Origin of the sequence: Actinomadura sp. SCN-SB (genome assembly GCF_043906805.1) — a bacterium.
Taxonomy (GTDB): Bacteria; Actinomycetota; Actinomycetes; order Streptosporangiales; family Streptosporangiaceae; genus Spirillospora.
Genome location: NZ_JBIMPP010000051.1, coordinates 1 through 25,090 on the forward strand (window position 1 = coordinate 1; position 25,090 = coordinate 25,090).

Consider the following 25,090-nt stretch of genomic DNA (forward strand, 5'->3'; position numbering starts at 1 on the left):
CGACCCCGCACCGGGGGGTGTGGGGGGTCGCCCCCCCCACAATGAGACTGTGGACATCAATGCGGATCTTGGTGAGGGGTTCGGGCGGTGGGTGCTGGGGGACGATGCGGCGTTGCTTGACGTGGTCACCAGCGCCAATGTGGCGTGCGGGTTCCATGCCGGCGATCCGCTGATCATGCGGCGGGTGTGCGCGGGCGCGGTGGAGCGTGGGGTGACGATCGGGGCGCAGGTGTCGTACCGGGATCTGGCGGGTTTCGGTCGCCGGGAGATGGAGGTGGCGGCGGAGGAGCTGACCGCGGAGGTCCTGTACCAGCTCGCGGCGCTGGACGGTATCGCCCGTGCCGAGGGGGGACGGGTGGCGTACGTGAAGCCGCATGGGGCGCTGTACAACCGCGTCGTGCGTGATCCGGAGCAGGCCCGTGCCGTCGTGGACGCGGTGCGGGCGTACGATCCTGGGCTGCCGTTGCTGACGTTGCCGGGGTCCGCGGTGTTCGGGGTGGCGGACGGGTTGAAGGTCGTGGCCGAGTGTTTCGCGGATCGCGCGTACACGCCGGAGGGCAGGCTGGTGTCGCGGCGCGAGCCGGGGGCGGTGATCCACGATCGGGGGGCCGTGGTGGACCGTGCCGTGCGGATGGCGACGCGGGGTTCGGTGGTGGCGGTGGACGGGAGCGAGGTCGCCTTGGACGCCCGGTCGATCTGCGTGCACGGTGACACGCCGGGGGCGGTGGAGTTGGCCCGCGCCGTGCGTGCGGCGCTGGTCGAGGCGGGGGTGAAGGTGGAGCCCTTCGCATGACGGGGTTGACGGTCCGCAGGGCGGGGGACGCGGCGCTGCTGGTGGAGACGGGCGATCTGGCGCTTTCGCACCGGTTGAACGCGGCGATCCGGGACGCGGCGATGCCGGGTGTCGTGGACGTCGTGCCGGGTGAGCGCACGGTCCTGGTCGTGGCCGATCCGGAGGCGTGTGATCTGGAGCGGCTGGCGGCGCGGTTGCCGACGTTGCCGTTGCCGGAGCAGGTGGCGGGGCAAGGGGCGCCGATCGAGGTTCCGACCGTGTACGACGGCGCGGATCTGGACGAGGTCGCCGGGCTCACCGGCCTGCCGGTGGACGAGGTCGTCGCCCGGCACGCCGGGTCTCAGTTCACGGTCGCCTACCTGGGCTTCTCCCCCGGTTTCGGCTACTTGACGGGCTTGGATCCCAGCCTTCACGTCCCGCGCAGGGATTCGCCGCGCACGGCCGTTCCCGCGGGTTCGGTCGCGATCGCGGGGCCGTACGCGGCGGTCTATCCGTCCCGGTCTCCGGGTGGCTGGCGCCTGCTGGGGCGGACGGATCTGGCGCTGTGGGACGTGAAGCGTGATCCGCCGTCGCTGCTCCAGCCGGGGACGCGGGTCCGTTTCGTCCCCGTGTCCGGGACGGGCCGCCGGTGATCGAGGTCGTGCGGCCGGGCCCGCTCGCGACCGTCCAGGACCTGGGACGCCCGGGTCACGCGCACCTGGGCGTACCGCACTCGGGGGCGGCGGACGAGCGGGCGCTCCGCCTGGCGAACCGCCTGGTCGGCAATCCGGAGGGGGCGGCGGCGATCGAGTTCACGCTGGGCGGTGGCGCGGTGCGTTTCCAGGACCGAGCGTGGGTCGCGTTCACCGGGGCGCCGGTTCCCGTACGCATCGGCGGGCGTCCATGCGGCATGAACGCGCCCTGCTACGTGAATCCGGGAGACACCGTCGAGCTGGGTCTGCCCCACGAAGGGCTCCGCAGCTACCTGGCCGTACGCGGTGGGCTGGCCGTGGAGCCGACCTTGGGGAGCCGTTCCACGGACCTGCTGTCCGGTCTCGGCCCCGCACCGTTGTCCCCCGGCGACCGCCTCCCCATCGGCCCCACGGCGGGGCTGGACGAGATCCAGGTGGACGTGGCCCCCTCCCCGGCCCTGCCGCCGATCCCCGAGCTGCGTCTGCTCCCGGGGCCACGCGACGACTGGTTCACTCCGGAGTCGCTTGCCACGCTGACCTCCGAGCCCTACGAGGTCACCTCGGAGAGCAACCGGATCGGCGTCCGGCTGAACGGCCCCACCCTCACCCGCGCCCGCCAGGGGGAGCTGAGCAGCGAGGGCATGGTCACCGGCGCGCTCCAGGTCCCTCCGAACGGCCTGCCGATCCTTTTCCTCACCGACCACCCGACGACGGGCGGCTACCCGGTCATCGCCGTGATCGCCACCCGCGACGTCCCGGCGGCGGCGCAGCTTCGTCCAGGCCAGCGCATCCGCTTCCGCATGTAGCGCCCTGGAAGGCGAGCCCGGTCAGGTGAGGGGTTCGGGGGCGCTGTGGGGAAGGTGCGCTATGTCGTTGTAGCCGCGGATGGACCACAGCCCGTTCAGGACGACCAGGCGGGAGATGGAGCAGTTGTCGGGGGCCAGGAACGCGAACGGGCGGGATCCGGTGGCCGTCGCCACGGCTTGGGCGATGACGCCGCCGTGGGTGACGACGGCGACCCGCTGATCGGGGTGGGCGGCGGCGATGCGGTCGAGGGCGTCCTTCACGCGGGTCTCGAACGAGCGCATGGGCTCGGCGCCGGGGATGACGTCCCAGCGTTCCTCGGTGAAGAGGCGGCGTGCCACCGGGTCGTCCGCCGCGACGCGGACACGGAACAGGCCGCCTTCCCATTCGCCCAGGTGGACTTCGCGCAGATCCGGCTCGACGACGGGGTCCAGGCCGAGCCGGGACGCCAGCGGCGCGGCGGTCTGGACGGTACGGCGGAGGGTGGTGACGTAGATGGCGTCGACGCGCTCCTTGCCGAGCCGGTCGGCGAGGAGATCCGCCTGTTCGCGTCCCTCACGCGCGAGTGCCGGATCGCCCTGGCCGTCGACCAAGGGGAACGGGCGGTTCGGATCGGCGGCCTCGGACGCGCCGTGCCGGATCAGCAGAAGCTCGGCGGCGCCGGGGGGCGGGGTGTAGGGCCGCTGGTGGTAGGCGGTCGATTCCTCATCAGCCACGCCCCGCACCCTAAACGATCAGAAGGCGCGACAGGGGTGCGATCGCCCCGTTGAGGGCCGGTTTCAGCCGAGGCGGTGCGTGAGCTCGGAGTACGCGGCGTGCACGTCGTCCACCGTGAGGACGGTCAGGTCTGCGGCGGTCGCGGCGGATCCCAGTTCGGCGGCGCGCAACGCCCGCGACGCGCACGCCTTCTCGTAGATGGACCGGGCGAAGCGGCCGTTGCCCAGCTCGTCGATGCGTCCCAGGCCGCAGACCCGCTGGAACAGCAACGCGAGGTCGTCCAGCGCGGTCTCCTCCCAGCGGTCCCCGCTCTCCTCGGCGATGAGCTGGGCGATCCGCAGCAGCTCGTCGGGGCCGTAGGACGGGAAGCCGACCCGGACGTCGAACCGGGACGCCAGGCCGGGGTTGGAGGACAGGAAGCGGTCCATGTCGGCCTCGTAGCCCGCCAGCACGATGACCAGCCGGTCGCGGTCGTCCTCGGCCCGTTTCAGCAGCGTCTGCACCGCCTCGGAGCCGAACGCGTCGCCGCCGCCGTAGCCCGGGTTGACCAGCGAGTACGCCTCGTCCACGAACAGCACCCCGCCCAGCGCCGAGTCGATCACCTTGTTGGTCTTGAGCGCGGTGGCGCCGAGATGCTCGCCGACCAGGTCGGCGCGCTGGCACTCCACCACGGAGGGACGGGCGAGCAGGCCGAGCGCGGCGAAGATCCGGCCGAGGACCCGGGCCACGGTGGTCTTGCCGGTGCCGGGCGGCCCGGTGAACACGAAGTGCCGGGTGGGCGGGCGGGTGACCAGGCCCTGGTCCTGCCGCATCCGGGCCACCTGGAGCTGCGCGGCGATCTCCCGGACCTGCCGTTTCACCGGGGCGAGACCGATCATCGCGTCCAGGGAGCCCAGCGCCTCGTCCAGCGTGGGCGTCTCGGCGTAGCCGCGGTAGCGCTCGGTGACCTCGGCGTAGGCGGTGTCGATGTCCTCGGCGCGCACGGTGACCAGGTCCTCGGCGGTGGGGGTGCGGCCTCCGGCGGCGGGCGCGTTCCCGACCACCCGCACGTCGCGGGCGCGGGCGGCGGCCTCGGTCAGCGTCCGGACGAACCGGCCGTTGCCCAGCTCGTCGACGATCCCGCGGCGCTCCACCTCCTCGAACCTGGCGACCAGCCGCCGCCGCGCCTCCTCGTCCAGCCGGTCGTCGCGCAGGCCCGTGTGGTACTCGGCGATGCTCAGCAGCTCGCGGGGACGGTAGGACGGGAAGTGCACCCGGGTGCCGAACCGGGAGGCCAGGCCCGGGTTGGAGTCCAGGAACTCGGTCATCTGCGCCTCGTACCCGGCCAGGATGATCACCAGCCGGTCGCGGTCGTCCTCGGCCCGCTTCAGCAGCGTCTGCACCGCCTCGTTGCCGAACCGGTCCGGCTGGCCCTCGGCCGAGTTGACCAGCGCGTACGCCTCGTCCACGAACAGCACGCCGCCCAGCGCCGAGTCGATCAGCCGGTTGGTCTTGAGCGCGGTGGCGCCGAGGAACTCGCCGACCAGGTCGGCCCGGTGCGCCTCCACCACCTCGGGGGTCGGCAGCAGCCCGAACGCGTAGAAGATCTTGGCGAGCACGCGGGCCACGGTGGTCTTGCCGGTGCCGGACGGGCCCACGAACACGAAGTGCCGCATCGGCTTCTCGGTCGGCACCCCGGCCGCGGCCCGCAGATGCGCCGCCTCGATCGAGGCGGCGATCGATCTGACCTGCCGTTTCACCGGGGCCAGGCCGATCATCGCGTCCAGTTCGGCGAGCGCCTCGGCGACGGAGATCCGCGGGTGCCCGCCGTCGTCGCCTTCTTCTGTGGTGGACGTGGCGGGCTCGGTGTCCCGGGAGGCGACTCGCTGCTCGTACGCGGCCCGCGTCGCCGCGGGGACGCCGTCCGTGCCGGTGGACGCGCCTCTGTTAGGCGCCGGGTTCGGGTCGGCGCCGGGGTTCGGGGGGCGGCGCGGCCGGGCCGGGGTCGGCTTCCGGCCGGTCTCCTCGGAGCCCTCTCCCTTGCCGTCTGCCTTGGAGCTCGACTGCTCCTGGACCCACCCGGTCTCGTACGCCTCGGCCGGTACGGCACGCCTGGCCTGGTCCCACCGGTAGCCGAGCACGGCCAGCGCCGCCACCCACGCCGGTACCACGTGCAGGCCGGGGAAGGGACTCGCCATGGCCGCCGTCACCACGCCCGCCGCGCCCAGGGAGAGTAACGCGGTCCGCCACGGCGCGTACCCGCGCAGCCGCAGCGCCACGAACGCCACCGGCAGGGCCAGCAACGCGAGCAGCGGGGTCGCGTCCAGGTAGGGGCGGCCGGGCTGCTCCGGATACAGGTCCCCCAGCGGAACCGACACCACCAGCCAGCAAGACAGGAGCGACACCACCGCCATGCCCGCCGGCGACCGCATGATCAGATGGACCACCACGATGCCGATCACGGTGAACGCGCCCGCGCCGACCGCGGCCGGAGAGAGCCCCTTCAGCAGCACGGTGCCCGCGACCACCAGCGCGACCAGCAGGGCGCCCGCCAGGAACCGCAGCCCCGGCTGGATCTGGAAGTAGCGCCAGCGGACGCGCTCGAAAAGATCCCGCGCCGCGGTCCCCACCGCGGGGCGAGTCCGGGATCTCCTGAACGCAGCCATACAAGGCGAGTAAAGCGCAGTGACCGTCGGAACGGGACTCCCCGGCAAGGGTTCGTTGATTTGTGGCAAGGCGTTCGGGCCGCACCCGGGACGGCCCTACCATCGAGCGGGACCGTATCCCCGCCCCGTGGAGAACCGAGTTGACCGACGCCGACACCGCCGCCCCCGACCCGTCCCCTCTGGACGGACTCACCGCTCTGGAGGGTTTCGAGGGTTTCGAGGGCCGGGAGGCGGCCGGGAACGCGACCGCGGGGCGGCAGGCCGCCGGGTACACGATCGAAGAGGAACTGTGCTCGGCGCTCCCCCCGAGGAGGCGTGGCCGCGGTCGCGCCGTACCGCTGATCGCGGGAGTGGACGAGGTCGGGCGCGGCGCCTGGGCGGGTCCCGTGGTCGTCGGCGCCGCCGTCACCGACCTGAGCCCTCCGCCCGAGCTGCCCGGACGCGGTGGCCGCACGATCGGCCTCACCGACTCCAAGCTGCTCACCGCCGCGCACAGGGAGCGTTTCGCGGAGGTGCTGCCGGGCTGGCTGGCCGGGCACGGGATCGGCGCCGCGTCCCCCGAGGAGATCGACGAGCTGGGCATGACCGAGGCGCTGCGCCGCGCCGCCGTCCGGGCCCTGGAGGCGTTGCCGGTGCGGCCCGACCTGGTGATCCTGGACGGCGCGCACGACTATCTCGGCGGCCGGTGGCCGGTCCGCTGCGAGGTCAAGGCCGACCAGCGCTCGGTCACGGTGGCCGCCGCCTCCGTCCTGGCCAAGGTCCACCGGGACCGGCTCATGGCGGCGCTGGAGGGCGAGTACCCCGGATACGGGTTCGCCGACGCGGCCGGGTACCCGTCCCCGGTCCACCAGAAGGCGCTGGAGGAGCGGGGGCCGACGCCGCACCACCGGATGTCCTGGTCCTACCTGGACGATCTGCCGCGCTGGCGGCATCTGAAGAAGCACCGCGACCCGTCGGCCGGTGAGGGCCAGCTCAGCCTCCTCTGAGCCGTGCCCGCCGGTCCGGCCGAGGATTGAGTCATCCCGGCCTTCATGGGTAGGTGCCCCGGAGAGGGAGGTGCCTCCATGCAAGCCGTCGTGAAGAAGCTGATGCGTGAGGCGGGTCACACCTTCGCCGAAGAGGCCGGGATCCCGCTGAAGGACCAGCCCGCCGCCCTCTTCAAGCTGCTCGTGCTGGCCAACCTGATGAGCACCCGCATCACGGCCGGGATCGCCCTGGCCGCGGCCAGGGAACTGTTCAAGGCCGGGGGCGGCACCCCGCGCGGCATGAGCAGGCTGACCTGGCAGGAACGGGTGAACGCGCTCGGCCGCGGCCACTACGTCCGGTACGACGAGAGCACCGCGACGCGGCTCGGCGAGATGGCCGAGCTCGTCCAGGACAAGTACGACGGCGACCTGCGCAGGCTCCCGATCGAGGCGGAACGCGACAGGGACCGGGCCGCCGACCTGCTCAAGGAGTTCAAGGGCATCGGCCCGACCGGAGTCGACATCTTCTGCCGCGAGGCGCAGACCGTGTGGCCCTGGCTCCGTCCCTACTTCGACCCCCAGGCGCAGAAGGGGGCCGACAGGCTGGGCCTGCCCACCGCCCCCGAGAAGCTCGCCGACCAGGTCCCCGACAAGGACCTGGGCCGCTTCGCCGCCGCCCTGGTGCGCGCGGCCCGCGACAAGAGGCTGGCCGAGGCCGTCACCTCGTGACCGCGAGCCGCCGGGGCGTCAGTCCTTGCCCCTGGCGGCCACCCATTCCAGGTTCCAGCCGTACGCCTGGTCGACCGACATCTTGCCCCAGCGCGGACGGCCGGGCGGCGGCAGGATGTACCGACCCTCGCGGCGCACCACCAGCTCGCCGTTGATGTTCTCGATCAGGGCGAGGACGACGTCGCGCGAGGCGTCCACGCAGTCGCCGGTGCGCATCTCGATCGGCGGGGCGCCGACCGGGTACAGGGTGGCGACCGACTCCAGGCCGCGGAAGTCGTCGGCGCCGTCGTAGATCTCGGCGAACACCAGGATCCGCTTGAAGTCGTTGGTGTGGTCCAGGTTGATCGTCAGGTTCTCGCCGGTGGCCACCGCGCCGGACCGGTCGTCGCGGTCCAGTTGGATGTACGGGGGGCGGTTCAGGGCGCCGAAGTCGCCGAGGGCGTGGATGATGCCCTTGCGCCCGTCCCGCAGCTCCCACAGGCAGCACAGGTCGAGGTCGAGGTCGACGCCGCGGCGCAGCTTGCCCATCAGCCCCTTGGCGGCGCCCTCCCTGGCGGTCCAGTTGAGGTTGACCCGCATGTTGCCGCCCCGGGCGCCGTGCTTGGTGAGCGACACCGAGGGCGAGTTCTTGGTCAGCGAGACCGTGCCGCCGGGCGCCTGCTGCTGGACGGGAGGAGCGGGCGGCGGGACGGGCGGCGGGACGGGCGCGGTGGGCGGCGGCGGGTACTGGCCGGGAGGCGGGGGGTACTGGCCAGGGGGCGGGGGCGGCGTGTGCTGCCCAGGAGGAGGCGGGTACTGCCCAGGGGGCGGCGGGTACTGGCTGGGAGGAGGCGGGTACTGGCCGGGGGGCGGGGGCGGCACGGGCGCCGGGCCGGGTGGCGCGTACTGCGGCTCGGGAACGGGCGGCGCGGGCGGCGCGGGCGGCGGAGGTGCCGGAGCCGAAGCGGGCGCGGGCGCGGGAGGAGCGGGCGCCGGGGACGGCTCGTCGACGGTGATGCCGAAGTCGGTGGCCAGACCGGCGAGGCCCGAGTCGTAGCCCTGGCCGACCGCGCGGAACTTCCACGCGCCCTGCCTCCGGTACAGCTCGCCCAGGACGAACGCGGTCTCGGTCGTCGCGCCGGGGTTGTCGAACCTCGCCACCTCGGAGCCGGACGCGGCGTCCAGCAGCCGCACGTAGAGGCCCTGGAAGCTACCGAAGGTCCCGCCGTCCGCCGAGGCCGCGATCACGATCCGGTCGATATCGGGCTCGACGCCGTTCAGATCGACCGCCAGCACGTCCCGTACGGTCGGCCCCTGCTGCTTGCCCTCGTGGCGGACGGCGCCCGAGCGGTGCGACGGCTGGTTGTAGAACACGAAGTCGTCGTCCGACCGGACCCTCCCCGCCTCGGTGAGCAGCAGCGCGGAGGCGTCCGCGTCTGGCACGCCGGGTCCGCTCCGCCAGCCCAGCTCGACCTTGACGGACGTCGCCTGGACCGGTGTGTTGGCGCCCTTCTGCATGGACATGAACGCTCCTCCTCATCGTTCGGCACCCCCAACCTATGGCCCCGAAGGGACAGGTCACCACCTGGACGACTCGCGCGATCCGCGCGGCGAGCGTCATACTCGACGGTCAGGCCCCGGTCCCCTCGCCGGGGCGTGGAAGGAGCCGAGCGCATGCGCTCTCGACCGCTGTACGACGTCGTGGCCCTGCTCGCCCGTCTCGGCGTCGGCGCCGTCTTCGTGGCGCACGGATGGCAGAAGATCGAGGTGGGCGTCACCGCGACCGGCCGCTGGTTCGATGGGCTGGGCGTGCCCTTCCCCACCGGCGCGGCCGTGTACGCGACGTTCGTCGAACTGCTGGGCGGCACGCTGCTGATCGCCGGGATCGGGCTGCCGGTCGTCGGCGCGCTGCTGTTCGTGGACATGCTGGGCGCGCTGGTGTTCGTGCACGCCGGCAACGGCCTGTTCGTGGTGAACGAGACCGGGACGGCCGCGCTCAACGGCTACGAACTGGTCGTGGTGCTCGGCGTGGCGAGCCTGCTCCTCGCCGTCGGCGACGGTGGGCGCCTGTCCGTCCAGCACTTCCTGCTCGACCGGGGCGGGTCCGGCCGTCCGCGCGGGCTGCGGCGCCCGCGCCGTACGCGGGACGAGGAGGAGGACGACGGCCAGAGCTTCGTCGAGGCGCTGCGCGCGGCCGAGGAGGAGGCACCGGCCCCCGCCCTGGAGAAGCCGAAGAGGTCGTCGTCCAAGAGCGGCGGGAAGGGCTCGGCTCCGACGCCGCCCGAGGCGGCCGCGCGCCCCTCGTCCTCGTCGCCCTCGTCGTCCCCGGCGGGACAGGACGCCCGGCTGGCCAGCGACATCGTGTCGGGTACGCGGGGGACGGAGGACGACACCCTGGTCGCCGGGCGGCGCAAGTCGCCGCGCCGGCGCCGTTCCGACACCCAGCCGATGAAGCGGAACACCGGCGAGGCCTCGTCCTGAGCCTCAGGGGACGCGGGCGGTCCACCACTCGGTGGCGAACTTCTCCCCCACCAGCTTCTCGGCCGCGCGCAGCTCGTCGTCGGCGAGCGTCCCCTCCACCAGCCCGTACCGGCGGCGGAAGTGCCCGACCATCCGCTCGATGATCTCCTCGCGGGGCAGGCCGGTCTGGCGGCGCAGCGGGTCCACCCGCTTGGCCGCGCTGGCGACGCCCTTCCCCGACAGCTTCTCCCTGCCGATCCGCAGGATCTCCAGCATCTTCGCGGCGTCGATGTCGTAGGCCATCGTCACGTGGTGCAGCACCGCGCCCGACGCCAGCCGCTTCTGCGCCGCGCCGCCGATCTTCCCCTGGTCGGAGGTGATGTCGTTGAGCGGCTGGTACCACGCCCGGACACCCAGCTCGCCCAGCGCGCCCAGCACCCAGTCGTCCAGGAACGCGTAACTCTCGGCGAACGACATCCCGGCGACCAGCGACTCCGGCACGTACAGCGAGTAGGTGATGGTGTTGCCCGGCTCGACGAACATCGCGCCGCCGCCGCTGATCCTGCGGACCACCTCCACCCCGTGGCGCTTCGCGCCGTCGGGGTCCACCTCGTTGCGCAGCGACTGGAAGCTGCCGATGATCACGGCGGGCGAGGCCCACTCCCAGATCCGCAGGGTCGGGGGACGCCGGCCCACGCCGACCTCCTCGGCGAGCACCTGGTCCAGCGCCATGTGCAGCACCGGTTCCTGCGGGGGTTCGTGAACGAGCCGCCATTCATGGTCATGCCAGTCGGAGGCGCGGGTCACGGCGCGCCGCACCGCGATCGCGATGGCCTCGGCGGACACGCCCAGCATCACCGTGTCGCGGGGCAGTTCCCGTTCGATCCGGGCGGCCAGCTCGCGCGCCTCCAACCCGGCGGGCCGGCCGTCCAGCGCCGCGTTGATCGCCTCTAGAGCCTCGTCCGGCTCCAGGAAGAAGTCGCCGCTGATCCGCGGCGCCCGCAGCAGCCCGTCCTCCACCTCGACGTCGGCGACGACGAGCTTGCCGCCGGGCATCTTGTACTCACCGTGCATCACACTGGTGAAACCGCGCCCAGCACCACCCAATTCCGTATATTTCGGGCGCCTCAGCGGGTGCGGCCGCGGGGCTTGAGCGGGGTCGCTGGCAGCGGCGGGGCGGGAACGGGCTCCCCCTCGAACCCGTGGACCTCGCCGAACCGGTCGCCGTTCACCCAGTCGGCGCGGGCACGGGCGATCTCCTCCCCGCTCCGCCCGACGAAGTTCCACCACATGATCAGCTTCTCCTCGAACGGCTCACCGCCCAGCAGCACCAGCTCGCCGGTCCCGTCCGCGGCCCGCAACGGCAGCACGTCCCGGCCCGCCCCGAGGTAGAGCATCGAGCCGGGGTCGACGCGCTCCCCGTCCACCTCGACGATCCCCGACATGGTCAGCGCCGCGTACTCGAAGTCGGGCTCCACGGGAAGCCGGACCTCCACGTCCTCGCGCAGCGTGATGTCGGCACCGGCGATCGGCGTGTAGGTGGTGCCGGGCGACACCGTCCCGTCCAGCTCGCCGAGCATCACGGTCGCCTCGAACCCGGGCCCGGTGACCACCGGGAGATCGGCGTGGTGCTCGAACGCCGGCTCCACGTGCCGGTGCTCGTCCGGCAGCGCCACCCACAGCTGCGCGCCGTGCAGGAACGGGGCGTGCTCGCGCGGCGACTCCTCCGAGTGCGCGATCGCCCGCCCCGCCGTCATCAGCCCGAGCTCCTTCGGCCGCACCAACTGGAGGCTGCCGACGCTGTCGCGGTGCAGCACCTCGCCCGCGTGCAGCCAGCTCACCGTCTGCAACCCGATGTGCGGGTGCGGCGGCACCTGCATCCCGGGCTGGTCGACGATGTCGTCCGGCCCGTAGTGATCGACGAAGCACCACGCGCCGACCATCCGCCTGCCCAGGCTGGGCAGCAGCCTGCGCACCACGGTGCTCTCACCCAACGGCACCCGCCGGGACGCCAGCAGCTCATGCACCGGACCCGCCGCGACATGCTCCCGCCCACCGGTCACCACCGGCGCCGGCCGCAACTGAAGATCGCTCACCCTGCCCCCTCCGTCCCCCCGACAATACGTCGCGGTCCGCCGGCGGTGGACGTCAGAAGTCCATTCCGGCGCTCGGGTCACCGGCCGGGGCCTTGTCCTGCTCGGGCCTTTCGGTGATGACCGCTTCGGTGGTGAGGAACAGCGCGGCGATGGACGCGGCGTTCCGCAGCGCCGACCGGGTCACCTTGGCCGGGTCGATGATCCCGGCGGCGAACAGGTCGACGTACTCGCCGGTGGCCGCGTCGAGACCCTGTCCAGGGGGCAGGTGGCGGACGCGTTCCACCACGACGCCGCCTTCCAGACCGGCGTTGACCGCGATCTGCTTGAGCGGCTCCTCCAGGGCGCACCGGACGATCGCGGCGCCGGTGGCCTCGTCCCCGTCCAGCTCGACCGTGCCGAACGCCCTCGCGGACGCCTGGAGCAGCGCCACACCACCGCCGGGGACGATGCCCTCCTCGACCGCGGCCTTGGCGTTGCGCACCGCGTCCTCGATGCGGTGCTTGCGCTCCTTGAGCTCGACCTCGGTCGCCGCACCGGCCTTGATGACCGCGACACCGCCGACCAGCTTGGCCAGCCGCTCCCGCAGCTTCTCGCGGTCGTAGTCGGAGTCGGTCGAGTCGATCTCGGTCCGGATCTGGTTCACCCGGCCCGCGATCTCGCCGGCGTCACCGGCGCCGTCAACGATCGTGGTCTCGTCCTTGGTGACCACCACCCGCTTGGCCTGGCCCAGCATGTCGAGGGTGGTGTTCTCCAGTGTCAGACCCACGTCCTCGCTGATGACCTGGCCGCCGGTGAGGACGGCGATGTCGCCCAGCATCGCCTTGCGGCGGTCGCCGAAGCCCGGCGCCTTCACGGCCACCGACTTGAACACGCCGCGGACCTTGTTGAGCAGCAGCGTGGCGAACGCCTCGCCCTCGATGTCCTCGGCGATGACCAGCAGCGGCCTGCCGGACCGCATGACGGCCTCCAGCACCGGCAGCAGGTCCCTGTTCGCGGACACCTTGGAGCCCACCAGCAGGACGTACGGGTCGTCCAGCACCGCCTCGAGCCGGTCGGGATCGGTCATGAACTGCGGCGCCACATAGCCCTTGTCGAAGCGCATGCCCTCGGTGAGCTCCAGCTCCAGCCCGAAGGTGTTGCTCTCCTCGACGGTGATGACGCCTTCCTTGCCGACCTTGTCCATCGCCTCTGCGATCATCTCGCCGATCAGCGGGTCACCGGCCGAGATGGACGCGGTGGAGGCGATCTGCTCCCTGGTCTCCACGTCCCTGGCGATCCGGGAGAGCTCCTCGCCGACGCGCTCCACCGCGTGCTCGATGCCCCGCTTCAAGGCCATCGGGTTGGCGCCCGCGGCCACGTTGCGCAGGCCCTCGCGCACCAGCGCCTGAGCCAGGACGGTGGCGGTGGTGGTGCCGTCACCGGCGACGTCGTCGGTCTTCTTGGCGACCTCCTTGACCAGCTCGCCGCCGATCCTCTCCCAGGGGTCCTCCAGCTCGATCTCCCTGGCGATCGACACCCCGTCATTGGTGATCGTCGGAGCGCCCCACTTCTTCTCCAACACCACGTTGCGGCCCTTGGGACCAAGGGTCACCTTCACGGCATCGGCGAGCTGGTTCATCCCGCGCTCAAGACCCCTGCGGGCCTCCTCGTCGAACGCGATCATCTTCGCGGCCACTGCGTCTCCTCCGGTTCGCTCTTCGGGCGGCGCAACAACTTGCGTGTCACGCACTATATGCGTATCACGCAAAAAAGGGTAGAGTGCGGATCGTGAACGACGACGACCCCGTGGACATGCGGGCCCGGCACAAGCGGGCCACGCGCGAAGCGATCAGCTCGGCGGCGCTGCGCCTGGCGGTGGAACAGGGACCCGAAGGACTCGCCCTCGTACGCGTGCGCGACATCGCCGACGCCGCAGGGGTGTCACCCCGCACCTACAACAACTACTTCTCCAGCCGGGAAGAGGCGATCTGCGCCGTCGAGTCCGACCGCGCCCGGCGCCTGGGCCGCGCGCTCCTGGCACGTCCCGCGGACGAACCACTCCCCCAGGCCATCGCCGCCGCCGTGACCGGCCACTACGGCGATGCCGAACCCGACAGGGCCGGCCTGCGCATGATCATGTCCACCCCGGCGCTGGAGGGCGAGGCCCTGAAGGCGTTCACCACCGCCGAGGAACCCCTGGCCGCCGCCATCGCCGAACGCGCCGGCACCACGAAGGACGACCTGTACCCGCAGGTCATGGCCGCCGCCATCGCCGGCGCCGTCCGCGTGGCGGCCCGTCACTGGATCAACGGCGACGACACCGTCCCCTTCGCGACCGTCCTCAAGACGGCCCTGCGCCCCGTCCTCCAGGCCGTACCGGCACCCGGCGATTGAAAAGGGCCCGCCACCGGACCGCACCGCCCGTCATCACCACGCCGTACCCGCCTCCTCGCGGAGGGGTCGTCGGCGGGGAAGTACGCCTCGACGGCGAGGTCATCGAGAACGGGCAGTGCGATATCGGCGCCGAGGTCCGGACCCTCAAGGGGCGTCGTTCCCGCCCGGGGACGAGCGCGGTCTCGCGGTCGTCGACATCCGGCGCCTGGAGGACGGGCGGATCGTCGAGCACTGGGACGTGGTCCAGCGCGTGCCCGAAGCCGCACTGGTCCCGAACGGAATGTTCTGAGTCGCCCACCCAACGCGCCGAACGGGGCGCCGATGGACCATCGGCGCCCCGCTCTCATCCCGTCAGCGGTGCCGACCGGCACCGCACGCCGTTCAGCTACAGCCGCTGGTGGAGCCGCAGCCCTCGCAGACGTAGCAGCTTCCCGCGGGGCGCATCTTGGTGCCGCAGGTCAGGCAGAGCGGCGCGTCGGCCGTACGACCCTGGCGGCTCTCGATGACCTCCATCGACGAGTGCGCCTCCTGCGCCGCAGCCGGGGCGGGGGTCTCCCGTGGCGGCGCGGCCGGACGGCTGATCTCGGCGGTCTGCGCCAGGTTCTCCCGTAGCTGGTCGTCGTCGTGCAGGCTGGCCGGGTCCTCGCCGTTGACCTGCATCGCCCGCTCCTTGGCCGACAGGATGCCCAGCTCCGCGCGGGTCTCGTACGGCAGGTGGTCCAGGGCCAGGCGGCGGAAGATGTAGTCCATCACCGAGGTCGCCATCCGGATGTCCGGGTCGTCGGTCATCCCGGCCGGCTCGAACCGCATGTTGGTGAACTTCTCCACCCACGTCTCCAGCGGCACCCCGTACTGGAGGCTGATGGAGATCGCCATGGAGAACGCGTCCATCACACCGGCCAGCGTGGAGCCCTGCTTGCCCAGCTTGAGGAACACCTCGCCGACGCCGTCGTCCGGGTACGAGGAGGCGGTCATGTACCCCTCGGCGCCCGCGACCGAGAAGCGGGTCACCGTGGCCGGGCGCTGCTTGGGCAGCCGCTTGCGGACGGGACGCACCTCGGCCGGGGCCTCCGCGGGCTTGGCCTCCTCCTTCTTCCTGGCCACCGACAGCGGCTGGCCCACCTTGCAGTTGTCGCGGTAGATCGCCAGCGCCTTCAGCCCCAGCTTCCAGCCCTCGAAGTACACCCTCTCGATGTCCTCGACGGTGGCCTGCTCCGGCATGTTGACGGTCTTGCTGATCGCCCCGGACAGGAACGGCTGGGTCGCCGCCATCATCCGCACGTGCCCCATCGGGCTGATCGCCCGCTCGCCCATCGCGCAGTCGAACACCTCGTAGTGCTCGGGACGCAGGCCGGGGGCGTCGATGACGTGCCCGTGCTCGGAGATGTACTCGACGATCGCCTCGATCTGCTCGTCCTGGTACCCCAGCTTCCGCAGGGCCCGCGGCACCGTGTGGTTGACGATCTGCATGGAGCCGCCGCCGACCAGCTTCTTGAACTTGATCAGTGCCAGGTCGGGCTCGATCCCCGTGGTGTCGCAGTCCATCATCAGGCCGATGGTGCCGGTCGGCGCGATCAGGCTGGCCTGGGCGTTGCGGTAGCCGTTCTTCTCCCCGGTCTCCAAGCAGACCTTCCACTGCTTGGTCGCGGCGGTGTGGATGGCCTTGTCCATGTCGTCGAGGGTGCGGATCCCGTCGTTGGCGGCGGCGTGCTTGCGCATCACCCGCTTGTGCGCCTCGGCGTTGCGCGCGTACCCCTCGTACGGCCCGACGACGCCGGCGAGCTCGGCGGACCGCCGGTACGCGACGCCGGTCATCAGCGAGGTGATGGCCGCGGCGAGGGACCGCCCGCCCTCGGAGTCGTAGGCGTGCCCGGTCGCCATCAGCAACGCGCCCAGGTTGGCGTATCCGATCCCGAGCTGCCGGTAGTCGCGGGTGGTCTGCGCGATCTTCTCGGTCGGGAAGTCGGCGAAGGTGATCGAGATGTCCATCGCCGTGATGATCAGCTCGGTGAGCTTGACGAACCTCGCGACGTCGAACGTCCCGTCCGTGCCCAGGAACTTCAGCAGGTTGATGCTCGCCAGGTTGCAGGACGAGTTGTCCAGCGACATGTACTCGCTACAAGGGTTGCTCGCCGTGATGCGCCCGGTCTCGGGGTTGGTGTGCCAGTCGTTGATGGTGTCGTCGTACTGGATGCCCGGGTCCGCGCATTCCCAGGCGGCCTGGGCCATCAGCCGGAACAGGTCCCTCGCCTTGACGGTCTCGACGACCTCGCCGGTCAGCCGGGCGCGCAGGGCGAAGTCGCCGCCGGACTCGACGGCGCGCATGAACTCGTCCGACACCCGCACCGAGTTGTTGGCGTTCTGGTACTGGACGCTGGCGATGTCCTTGCCGCCCAGGTCCATGTCGAACCCGGCGTCGCGGAGGGCACGGATCTTGTCCTCCTCGCGCGCCTTGGTCTCGATGAACTCGGCGATGTCGGGGTGGTCCACGTCCAGCACGACCATCTTGGCGGCCCGCCGGGTCGCGCCGCCGGACTTGATCGTCCCGGCGGAGGCGTCCGCGCCGCGCATGAACGACACGGGCCCGCTGGCGGTGCCGCCGGACGACAGCAGCTCCTTGCTGGACCGGATCCGGGAGAGGTTCAGGCCGGCCCCCGAACCGCCCTTGAAGATCACCCCTTCTTCCTTGTACCAGTCCAGGATCGACTCCATCGTGTCGTCCACCGACAGGATGAAGCAGTTGTGGACGCGGATGTTGTCGGCAAGGAACTCGCCGCTCTCGGTCTGGATGTCGTAGACCTCCATCGGGCCGAGGTGCTCGATCCGGGTGATCTCAAGAAGCTCGGTGGCCTGCGCGGGCCGCCCCGGCTTGGCGAAGCCCTCGTCCAGCCGCATGGTCGTGGACGGATCGACGAAGCCGATCTCATCGCTGAAGGCGCGCCGGTCACCGACCGTCTCGATCCGCAGCGTCCAGCCCGGCTCCCGGGCCTCCACCTCGGAGAAGATGCCGAAGCGGAGCAGCAGCCGCTGCATGCCGCGGATCAGCTCCTCCGAGGCCAGGTCCAGCTCGACGACGGTGGACGACACCGAGCCCACGGCCTGGAAGACGCTGCGCAGATACGCCGCGACCACCGGCAGCGGCGCGGCGTAGAGGCGCCGCGGAACCGCCATGTCGGCGCCGCGGGCGCGCAGGCCCCACGCCTCCACGAAGGCTTCCACGGCCTCCCCGTGCAGCCGGGTGTGGCGGCGGTCCGGCGTCTCCACGCGCTCGTGCCGGTCGACGTCCGGGAAGACGACGCCCAACTGGCGCGACACCCAGTCCAGCTCGGCCTCGGTCACCGTCGTCGCCTCGACGGCCCCGTCCTCGCCGACGACCCCGCCGACCTGCAACCATCCGGCCAGCGCCGCCTCCGCGATCCCGCGGGCGGTGATCTCCGCTTCGCCGTAGGAGTCACGGCGGTGCCATTGCAGGCGGTCGCCGGTCCTCAGCTCACCGGCCTCGACGAACGCGCCGTACGTGTCGTCGTCCGCCTTCCAGACCAGGTGGTCGGCGGTGACGTCGAGCGTGTAACCGGCCTTGGTGTGCAGGCGCAGGACGTCCCGGACACCGTTGGCCTTGGTGGCGACGATGCGGGTGATGCCGTTCGCGTCGTACACCTTGGCGCCGACCGCGTCGTCCTCGACGAGCCCGCCGATGGGGACGAGACCGGCGGGGGTGCTGACCAGCGAGTCGTAGGGCAGGCACGCCGAGACCTGCTGCGGGCTCTTGGTGCCCACGTTGAACCAGACGGGGGAGTTGAAGGCGAACATCTGGTGGACGAGGGCGTACTTCAGCTCGTGCTCGAAGATCTCGGCATCGGCGTCGGTGGCGAAGTAGCCGTGGGCGCGGCCGGTGTCGACGTACACCTGGACGACCCGGTCGACCAGCTGCTTCAGGCTCCACTCGCGCTGCGGCGTGCCGACGGCGCCGCGGAAGTACTTGGACGTCACGATGTTGACCGCGTTCACCGACCAGAAGTCGGGGAACTCCACGCCGCGCTGCTCGAAGTTCACCGAGCCGTCGCGCCAGTTGGTCATGACGACGTCGCGGCGCTCCCAGCGCAGCTCGTCGTACGGATGCACGCCGGGCGTGGTGAAGATCCGCTCGATCTTCAGCCCCTTGCGGCCCCCCTTGCCGCGCCGGGCCGTCGAGCCGCTCACCGTCTCCGTCATGCCTTCCCCCTCTCGGGCCCCCGCCTGCGGGCCCTGTTCAGGACAACCCCGCCCGGCGGCGGTGTCATCCCGCCGCGGGCCCTTGTCTTGGTCTGCTGTTTCCGCTGCTCGAACGCCTAACGAGGAGGTGCGGGCTCCCCCGGGGAACCACCCTTGCGCAATGCCTCGATCTCCCGCGCGAAGTCGTCCAGCGACTCGAAACCCCGGTAGACGGAGGCGAACCGCAGATAGGCGACCTCGTCGAGGTCTCCGAGCGGTCCCAGAATGGCCAGGCCGATCTCGTGGGAGGGAATCTCCGCCACGCCCGTCGCCCTGATCGATTCCTCCACCCGCTGCCCCAGCTTGGCGAGCGCATCCTCGTCCACCGGGCGGCCCTGGCAGGCCCTGCGCACCCCGGCGATGATCTTTTCCCGGGAGAACGGCTCGGTGACCCCGCTGCGCTTGGCCACCATCAGCAGCACGTTCTCCTGCGTGGTGAATCGCTTGCCGCATTCCGGGCACGACCGGCGCCGCCTAATGGCGGCACCGTCATCGGTGGAACGGCTGTCGATCACTTTGGTGTCGGGGTTTCGGCAGAACGGGCAGTGCACGTCCCCCTCCTTCCCCGTCGCACTCGGAAACCAAATGACCACAAGAACACAACTTGTGGTTAATGACATCCATGTAACTACTAGATGTTGTGGTCAACCGTACGAGCATCCCGATCGCATCGCAACCCGCATCGCGGGACCCGCCGTTAGACCCTGGTCACACCAGCCTCCCGCGCCCCTCTGGGCGTGTCGCACCCACGCGCCCATCCCGAGCGGGCCTCAGACCCGCACGCGCTGAGCACAGCCGGTCACACCCGCCGGGTCAGCAGCTCGACCACGAGCACGGACGACATCCAACAGCGACAGGCTGAACGAGCAGCCGACGCCTAGTGAGAAGCACCGTGATCGTCCCGAGCCGCATGGCGCCGAGCCTCACCCGGAGATCGCAGCCAACGCCACAGACACCCCGTCCCCCAAGCGGACAGCGTCAGTGCGCCGGGACGAGCAGCCGCTGACCCGGGTGGACGATGGAGCCGGAAAGGCCGTTCAGGTCGGCTATGCGTTGAACGGTGACCCGAGGGTCGCCGTCGGGGTCGTTACGCTCGGCGACGTCCCAGAGAGTCTCGCCAGGACCGACCACGTCCGTCGGAACGGCGCCACCGATCGACGTGTCGTCCTGGCCACCGGCCCGCGCGCCGGGCCCCGCGGTCAACCAGAACGTCACCAGCAGCGTTCCGGCGGCAAAAGTGATCAACACGGCGCGTCCGCGCCGCGTCAGCCGCAGCGGCGGCGGCTCCTCAGCACCCCGCGAAACCGTCCTTGCCGCGTACGTGGATCGTGGACGGGCGCGCGTTCCAGCACCCCGCCCATCAAGCGCTCCCGTCATCTCGGCCCTCCCCGCGGTCAGCCGGTGATCTCCGATCGTCGAATGCACTTTCGATCGAACGCCTGTACGATGTTCTATCGCATGGGTGTGGCAGAACGCGAGACATTCTTCGAACAATTGTTTGATCATTCTGCCCGGACGCGATAGCGTTCATGACCAGGAGTGACCGATCCACCGCCGGGGAGGCGACGAGCGATGAGCAAGGTCCGGGAGCTGCCGGACGGGCCGATGGACGAGAGCGGCCTCACCCAGCGGCAGCGCATGGTGCTGGAGGTGATCCGCGATTCCGTGCAGCGTCGCGGGTATCCCCCCTCGATGCGAGAGATCGGCGAGGCGGTGGGCCTGACCAGCACCTCCAGCGTGTCGCACCAGTTGCGCGCGCTACAGCGCAAGGGCTTCCTGCGCCGCGACCCCAACCGGCCCCGGGCGGTGGAGGTACGGGTGCCGGGCACCACCCCGGTCCGGACCGACGACGACGCTTACGAGTCCGTGACGACATCCGAGTCCTCGTCCCGGCCCGCGCCCGCGTACGTCCCGCTGGTCGGGCGGATCGCCGCCGGTGGCCCGATTCTGGCCGAGGAGGCCGTCGAGGACGTCTTCACCCTGCCCAAGCAGCTCGTCGGAGAGGGCACCCACTTCCTGCTGAAGGTCACCGGTGACTCGATGATCGACGCGGCGATCGCCGACGGCGACTGGGTCGTGGTACGCCAGCAGCCGGTGGCCGAGCAGGGCGACATCGTCGCCGCCATGATCGACGGCGAGGCGACCGTGAAGACCTTCAAGCGCCGCGACGGCCACATCTGGCTGATGCCGCAGAACCCCGCGTACGAACCCATCCCCGGCGACGAAGCGTCGATCCTGGGTCGCGTGGTAGCGGTCCTCCGCAAGATGTAACCCAGCGAACTTCGCATCGCAGGCGCAAGCTGCGCTGTATTGATTGCAAGCACGAGCTGCGCTCCTCGCCTGGCGGCTCGTCGCTTGTCGTGCTTGCGGCGATCGCTGCATCGCTCCGACTCGCCCAGGGGCTCGCTCCGCGATCAGGGTCTCGCTAGCGCTCGCCCCTGCCTTCGGACGCGATCGCAACGCTTGAGCGACCGTCCGGGGCTGGGGCGACGAGCTGAGGCAGTTACAAGGGTTGGCAGTGCCAACGAGATCGGGCGGCCAGCGCCCTCCTTCTCCGGTACCGCGCGTGATCGCTACATCGCTATGACGCGCCTCGGTGGCTCGCTGCGCGATCAGATCCTTGCTTCGCTGGAATCCGCTTTCGGTCGCGATCGCAACACCTGGGGTTGTCGGGCCGTCGAGCAGGCGGGCTGAAGCCCGCGTTAGGTGGCTTCCCTGGTCGCGGCATGTTGGTCAGTGACGCGCAGCAGCTTGAAACACCGCCAGCCCCGCCGCTCGACCGCCAGGGCCAGCAGATCCAGGTACCGCACTGCCGTGGCGCGCCCCAAGCGGGTACACCACCCCAAGATCGACCAAGCCGCCTAAAGAGCGCACTTCGCCCACACGATCTTCCCGCCTTCCATCGTCGCTCGTGTACCCCACTGGTGAACGAGCCGGGACATCATCAACAGCCCCCGTCCCGAAGTGGAGTCATGATCTTCAGACCCCACGACCGGCAGTCCCGGCCCGTGATCCCAGACCTCGATCACCGCCAGACCATCGCGCTCGTCCCGGAACACCCGCACCACGATGAACCCCGCCCCATGCCGGTAGGCATTGGTCACCAGCTCAGTGACCACCACACGGCCGACGTAGTCATCCTGATGCCCCCACTCACGGAACCGCTCCGCGAGGAAGCTCCGGGCAAGAGCGGGAGCGCGATCAGTAGGGGTGAGTACCAGCGTCGGGGTCTCAGGTACGTCGGCGGTGAGGATCAAACTTGAGGCGTTGTCGAACACCGGTCACCTTCCCCGACCAGGATCGCCGCCAGTAGCTCAGGGGCGCGCTCGACCTCATCCACCGGGGCCACGCCTTCGCCGCCAGGCTCCACCACCAGCCACAACCGGCCGCCGATCCAGCGGGTCCCCACTGCTACCGAACGGTCCGGACGATCAATTTCGACCACACGCGGGACCGGAGGTGGCTGGCCGTGCCGCACAACCCCACAGGCCAGCCGGTGAGGATGGGTCACGACAGCCGCATCCAACGCCGCCAGATGCAACCGCCGCGCACCGAACGCATCATTCAGCCTGGCCGTCGCCGGATTCGCCGCCGGTGTGCCATCGCTTGCCGCGTCGCCGGTCATGCGCTCTCCCCATTACGGTCTGCATACGTCCGCGTGTGAGAGGTGACATTAGAAGCCGGCGCGAGTGACGACCCGCACCATCGTGAAGGGAAAGAACCCGCACTCTTGTGCGGGTCAGACGACCCCAGCACGGTGAGCTAGCCCGCGGAGTTCCGGAGTGCTCGCTCGATGCTCACGACGAACCAGCTCAGTGAGCAGGTCATTGGTGCGCGCGTCATATTTGATCAGCTCTGGCGAGAGCCGTTCTGCTTGCAGCAACGTGTTCACCGCCGCAGCGTCCTTACGCTGGAGCGCGTACGCCCGTGCCAGGTCGAGGGACACCTGAGCGCGTCTCCCCAGCAGCCCTGGACCGAGGTGATCTAGGTCGAGGGATTCGCCTCGACTGACCGCAAGCTTGGCATCCCCGAATGTGACGGCCGCCGACACCTCATGAATGACGACGTTCGTGGGCCCGAACGCCGACCAGAAGTCGTTTCGATCGGTACCTATCAGATCAGCAACCTCGCGTGCCGATCTGAGATGGCTGTCCACCGCTGCCCGATCGAAACGGGAGGCCGCCGCAGTGGCTGCCACCAAGCAAAGTCCGCCCCGGATCGACTGCACCAGCGGATACGGCCTCCGTAGAGAGCCGACCAGAGCATCACGAGCCCGCAGCGCTAGATCCTCGGCCTCACGTGCCCGCTTCAGACGGATTAGTACGTACCCGAGCCGATAGGCGCCGACCGCCGTCAACAACGAACGTTCGGCCAGCCGGGCCGCTGACAGCGACCGGTCCGCCGCCATTAACGCCAGGTCAGCCTCACCTACTCGGTTCAACGTCATCGCAACGGATTGGTAGACCAGCGAGCACAGGGTCAGCGCCGCTCGCCGATCATCCCCGTTCTTCGTCTGCCCTGCCCGTTCCGCCGCGATGATCAGGCCAGGTAGAAGCCGCCCTGCCTCTTCATAGCGGGTGGCCTGATAGAGACGGTTGACTCGGCGGAGTTCCTGACTCAGCCAGGACAGGCGAGGCCGCTGAGCTTGATCTCCGCCAGGGCCGATCAACTCCGGAAGAGAGTCGTATCGGAGCAGGGCTGCCCGGATTGCCTCAGTGCGCTCGTACTTCGCCATCTCCGCATCCGACTCTTCGGTAGTGAGCTGGCTGATGTCCACATCGAGCACTTCGGCCAGCCGCACGAGGACCGCGTGACTGTCGATCGATCGCCGCCCGCGTTCAACCTGACTCAGCCAGCTCTCCGAACGGCCGACCAGACCCGCGACAACGACCTGAGAAAGACCACGCCGCCGACGCTGACGAGCGATCCGTTGGCCGATCTCCGCGCGAACGCCCACAGGGTGTCCTTCCCAGCCCAGGTCAACCGTCGACGATACTGCTCAACTCTGTGAGGATCTCTTCCCAGCCTGGCATTCGCGCAAGCGGCGGCGCAGCCGGATCGAAAAGCACCCGCACCCCCGCACGTCGCAACGTCTCAAGATTCACCGCGAACGCCGGATGACTCGTCAACGCCTCCTTGAGCAGCGGAACCGCCACGATAGGCACGCCGAAGCCCATCAGTTCACACAGCAGGCTCACCGCGAACGTGTCCCCGATCCCCATCGCCCACTTGTTGATCGTGTTGAGCGTCGCCGGAGCAACCACGACCGCATCAGCAGCAGGCAAACCGTTTGATTCGCCCGGCATCCGGAACTCACTTCGCACAGGCGCACCTGTCAGCATGGCCAGCCGTTCAGCGTCGATGAACCGCGTCCCCATGGGAGAGGCGATCACGAAGACGCGCCAGCCCGCTCTTTGCGCCAACCGGACAAAGGACTCAGCATCAAACGCCGCCGGTGCACCGCAAACGATGTAGTAGAGGACCTTGGCCGATTCCCCTTCGGCTCGGCCGAGATCCTGTCGACCTGCCGCGTCGTCACTCACGTCGGCCACCTTATGAGTGTCGTTCAGCCCAGTCTCTTGCCCCCTGATCCCGTTCGGGGGCTGGAGGCGGCGGAGGCATGGTCGTCGAGGGCGGTGTGCAGGTAGCCACAGCCCAGGAGGGTTCGCCGCCTGAGCGGCGCGCCGGTATCGGTGCGTCGGATGTCGCGTCGTCCGGTGGCGTGGTCGTCAGTGTGTTGGTGCCCACGCTCACCTGGTCACCGGGCGCTGGGTGTTCATAGCGGCCGATGGTGCGACGGACCGGCCGGTGGTCGGACCCAAGTGCTGGGGCGAGCATCCGTGCCGTTGCAGGACGCGGTGGACGGGTGCAACCCGAACCGGGAGGCGACCGGGTCGGCGCCATCCGGCCCGTCGCGCACAGCCGATGATGCGGCGTTTGGTGCGTTGAGGACCGCGGCGTGAGCTGTGGTGGGGGGCTGGATCGGCCTGCCATCCTGGCGGGACTGTGGGCTGGCGCAGCGGGTGGCGGTGATGGGCGGGACCCGGAACCGCTCGGCCGCCCGTCGCAGTGGCCGGCCCCCTTCCTTCACGACACCGGGCCAGGCGAAGTCGGCCCAGCTCGGTCAGCGGGGTGTCGCGGTGGGGCGACAGGACACCTTTGACGTGAGGTTGGTGTGTGGTCGCCCCGCGCCAATAAGGCCCCTTCTCATTTCGGGTCATCGAGCTGGTGTCGCCGCTCCAGGTCTCGCACACCACCGCCGCCCGCTGGGCTCGCCGCTACCGTGACCACGGCCCCGCCGGGATGGCAGGCCGCTGTAGCCGCCCGCATCAAACGCCGCATCACCGGCTGTGCGAGCCGTGCCGGATGGCGCCGACCCGGTCGCCCCCCCGGTTCGGGCACCCCCGTTCACCGCCCACCCGGTGACCAGAGGCACGTGGACATGAGCACCCTGCACGACCACGCCACCGGACGCCGCGACAGCCGGGCATCGATACCGGCGCGCCGCTCGGGCGGCGCACCCCTGTTGGGCTACGGTCACCTGCACACCGCCCTCGACGACCATGCCTCACCGCCCCCAGCACACCCGAAGGTCCACAGTTTTTCC

General features: G+C 70.5%; 22 protein-coding genes. 9 read left to right on the forward strand and 13 right to left on the reverse strand.

All coding sequences use genetic code 11. The features are described from left to right. The first annotated feature begins 49 nt into the window (after window positions 1–49). Genes ACGWYJ_RS27440 through ACGWYJ_RS27450 form a run of 3 tightly spaced genes read left to right on the forward strand, consistent with a single transcriptional unit; the run spans window position 50 to window position 2,270 of the window. On the forward strand, window positions 50–793 hold the full coding sequence (locus ACGWYJ_RS27440; RefSeq protein WP_395109230.1) for a LamB/YcsF family protein: 744 nt from the start codon (window positions 50–52) through the stop codon (window positions 791–793). Next, the gene (gene pxpB, locus ACGWYJ_RS27445) at window positions 790–1,425 is read left to right on the forward strand and encodes a 5-oxoprolinase subunit PxpB (RefSeq protein WP_395109232.1); all 636 of its coding nucleotides are present in this window, start codon (window positions 790–792) and stop codon (window positions 1,423–1,425) included. Before ACGWYJ_RS27440 ends, pxpB begins: the two co-directional genes overlap by 4 nt. Then, window positions 1,422–2,270: a biotin-dependent carboxyltransferase family protein gene (locus tag ACGWYJ_RS27450; protein WP_395109233.1), complete on the forward strand. Its 849-nt coding sequence runs from the start codon at window positions 1,422–1,424 to the stop codon at window positions 2,268–2,270. The genes pxpB and ACGWYJ_RS27450 overlap by 4 nt, the downstream gene beginning before the upstream one ends. A gap of 21 nt (window positions 2,271–2,291) precedes the next feature. On the opposite strand, the gene ACGWYJ_RS27455 is transcribed toward ACGWYJ_RS27450, so the two are convergent. Both ACGWYJ_RS27455 and ACGWYJ_RS27460 read right to left on the reverse strand, forming a co-directional pair. Next, entirely contained in the window at window positions 2,292–2,984 is a 693-nt protein-coding gene (locus ACGWYJ_RS27455) for a histidine phosphatase family protein (protein WP_395109234.1), read from the reverse strand. Window positions 2,985–3,047: 63 nt separating this feature from the next. Next, a complete protein-coding gene (locus ACGWYJ_RS27460) occupies window positions 3,048–5,630 on the reverse strand; it encodes an AAA family ATPase (protein WP_395109235.1) in 2,583 nt (860 codons plus the stop codon). Window positions 5,631–5,905: 275 nt separating this feature from the next. Here ACGWYJ_RS27460 and ACGWYJ_RS27465 point away from each other — a divergent pair, with 275 nt between their 5' ends. Both ACGWYJ_RS27465 and ACGWYJ_RS27470 read left to right on the forward strand, forming a co-directional pair. Next, window positions 5,906–6,616 carry a ribonuclease HII gene (locus ACGWYJ_RS27465; protein WP_395109296.1) on the forward strand — a complete coding sequence of 237 codons (711 nt, stop codon included), beginning with the start codon at window positions 5,906–5,908 and terminating at the stop codon, window positions 6,614–6,616. Window positions 6,617–6,694: 78 nt separating this feature from the next. After that, on the forward strand, window positions 6,695–7,324 hold the full coding sequence (locus ACGWYJ_RS27470; protein ID WP_395109236.1) for an endonuclease: 630 nt from the start codon (window positions 6,695–6,697) through the stop codon (window positions 7,322–7,324). Between the two features lie 18 nt (window positions 7,325–7,342). Here ACGWYJ_RS27470 and ACGWYJ_RS27475 read toward each other — a convergent pair whose 3' ends face one another. Continuing rightward, window positions 7,343–8,827, reverse strand: a complete 1,485-nt coding sequence (locus tag ACGWYJ_RS27475; RefSeq protein ID WP_395109237.1) for a TerD family protein — start codon at window positions 8,825–8,827, stop codon at window positions 7,343–7,345. Window positions 8,828–8,977: 150 nt separating this feature from the next. On the opposite strand from ACGWYJ_RS27475, the gene ACGWYJ_RS27480 reads away from it, so the two are divergent. Further along, window positions 8,978–9,784, forward strand: a complete 807-nt coding sequence (locus tag ACGWYJ_RS27480; protein ID WP_395109239.1) for a DoxX family protein — start codon at window positions 8,978–8,980, stop codon at window positions 9,782–9,784. A gap of 3 nt (window positions 9,785–9,787) precedes the next feature. On the opposite strand, the gene ACGWYJ_RS27485 is transcribed toward ACGWYJ_RS27480, so the two are convergent. Genes ACGWYJ_RS27485 through groL form a run of 3 tightly spaced genes read right to left on the reverse strand, consistent with a single transcriptional unit; the run spans window position 9,788 to window position 13,534 of the window. After that, complete coding sequence (locus ACGWYJ_RS27485; RefSeq protein WP_395109241.1) at window positions 9,788–10,837, reverse strand: biotin/lipoate A/B protein ligase family protein; 1,050 nt, start codon at window positions 10,835–10,837, stop codon at window positions 9,788–9,790. Window positions 10,838–10,890: 53 nt separating this feature from the next. Continuing rightward, complete coding sequence (locus ACGWYJ_RS27490; RefSeq protein WP_395109242.1) at window positions 10,891–11,859, reverse strand: pirin family protein; 969 nt, start codon at window positions 11,857–11,859, stop codon at window positions 10,891–10,893. Between the two features lie 52 nt (window positions 11,860–11,911). Further along, entirely contained in the window at window positions 11,912–13,534 is a 1,623-nt protein-coding gene (groL, locus tag ACGWYJ_RS27495) for a chaperonin GroEL (RefSeq protein WP_395109243.1), read from the reverse strand. Window positions 13,535–13,626: 92 nt separating this feature from the next. Here groL and ACGWYJ_RS27500 point away from each other — a divergent pair, with 92 nt between their 5' ends. Then, window positions 13,627–14,232, forward strand: coding sequence for a TetR/AcrR family transcriptional regulator (locus tag ACGWYJ_RS27500; RefSeq protein ID WP_395109244.1), 606 nt, complete (start codon window positions 13,627–13,629; stop codon window positions 14,230–14,232). Between the two features lie 115 nt (window positions 14,233–14,347). Further along, window positions 14,348–14,521: a hypothetical protein gene (locus tag ACGWYJ_RS27505; RefSeq protein ID WP_395109245.1), complete on the forward strand. Its 174-nt coding sequence runs from the start codon at window positions 14,348–14,350 to the stop codon at window positions 14,519–14,521. Between the two features lie 92 nt (window positions 14,522–14,613). Here ACGWYJ_RS27505 and ACGWYJ_RS27510 read toward each other — a convergent pair whose 3' ends face one another. From ACGWYJ_RS27510 to ACGWYJ_RS27520, 3 genes are all read right to left on the reverse strand, one after another. Beyond that, entirely contained in the window at window positions 14,614–18,444 is a 3,831-nt protein-coding gene (locus ACGWYJ_RS27510; RefSeq protein WP_395109247.1) for a vitamin B12-dependent ribonucleotide reductase, read from the reverse strand. A 116-nt stretch (window positions 18,445–18,560) separates the two neighbouring features. Beyond that, complete coding sequence (gene nrdR, locus ACGWYJ_RS27515) at window positions 18,561–19,034, reverse strand: transcriptional regulator NrdR (protein ID WP_395109249.1); 474 nt, start codon at window positions 19,032–19,034, stop codon at window positions 18,561–18,563. 427 nt (window positions 19,035–19,461) lie between these two features. After that, window positions 19,462–19,731 carry a LysM peptidoglycan-binding domain-containing protein gene (locus tag ACGWYJ_RS27520; protein WP_395109251.1) on the reverse strand — a complete coding sequence of 90 codons (270 nt, stop codon included), beginning with the start codon at window positions 19,729–19,731 and terminating at the stop codon, window positions 19,462–19,464. Window positions 19,732–20,055: 324 nt separating this feature from the next. Here ACGWYJ_RS27520 and lexA point away from each other — a divergent pair, with 324 nt between their 5' ends. Further along, the gene (lexA, locus tag ACGWYJ_RS27525; RefSeq protein WP_395109252.1) at window positions 20,056–20,754 is read left to right on the forward strand and encodes a transcriptional repressor LexA; all 699 of its coding nucleotides are present in this window, start codon (window positions 20,056–20,058) and stop codon (window positions 20,752–20,754) included. Window positions 20,755–21,344: 590 nt separating this feature from the next. On the opposite strand, the gene ACGWYJ_RS27530 is transcribed toward lexA, so the two are convergent. The 4 genes from ACGWYJ_RS27530 to ACGWYJ_RS27545 form a co-directional block, all read right to left on the reverse strand. Next, window positions 21,345–21,761 (reverse strand): ATP-binding protein, encoded by a 417-nt coding sequence (locus ACGWYJ_RS27530; protein WP_395109253.1) that lies wholly within the window; start codon window positions 21,759–21,761, stop codon window positions 21,345–21,347. Next, the gene (locus tag ACGWYJ_RS27535; RefSeq protein ID WP_395109254.1) at window positions 21,737–22,108 is read right to left on the reverse strand and encodes a hypothetical protein; all 372 of its coding nucleotides are present in this window, start codon (window positions 22,106–22,108) and stop codon (window positions 21,737–21,739) included. Before ACGWYJ_RS27535 ends, ACGWYJ_RS27530 begins: the two co-directional genes overlap by 25 nt. A gap of 114 nt (window positions 22,109–22,222) precedes the next feature. Next, the gene (locus ACGWYJ_RS27540) at window positions 22,223–23,440 is read right to left on the reverse strand and encodes a helix-turn-helix domain-containing protein (protein ID WP_395109255.1); all 1,218 of its coding nucleotides are present in this window, start codon (window positions 23,438–23,440) and stop codon (window positions 22,223–22,225) included. Between the two features lie 22 nt (window positions 23,441–23,462). After that, window positions 23,463–24,026: a flavoprotein gene (locus ACGWYJ_RS27545; RefSeq protein ID WP_395109256.1), complete on the reverse strand. Its 564-nt coding sequence runs from the start codon at window positions 24,024–24,026 to the stop codon at window positions 23,463–23,465. Between the last annotated feature and the right edge of the window lie 1,064 nt (window positions 24,027–25,090).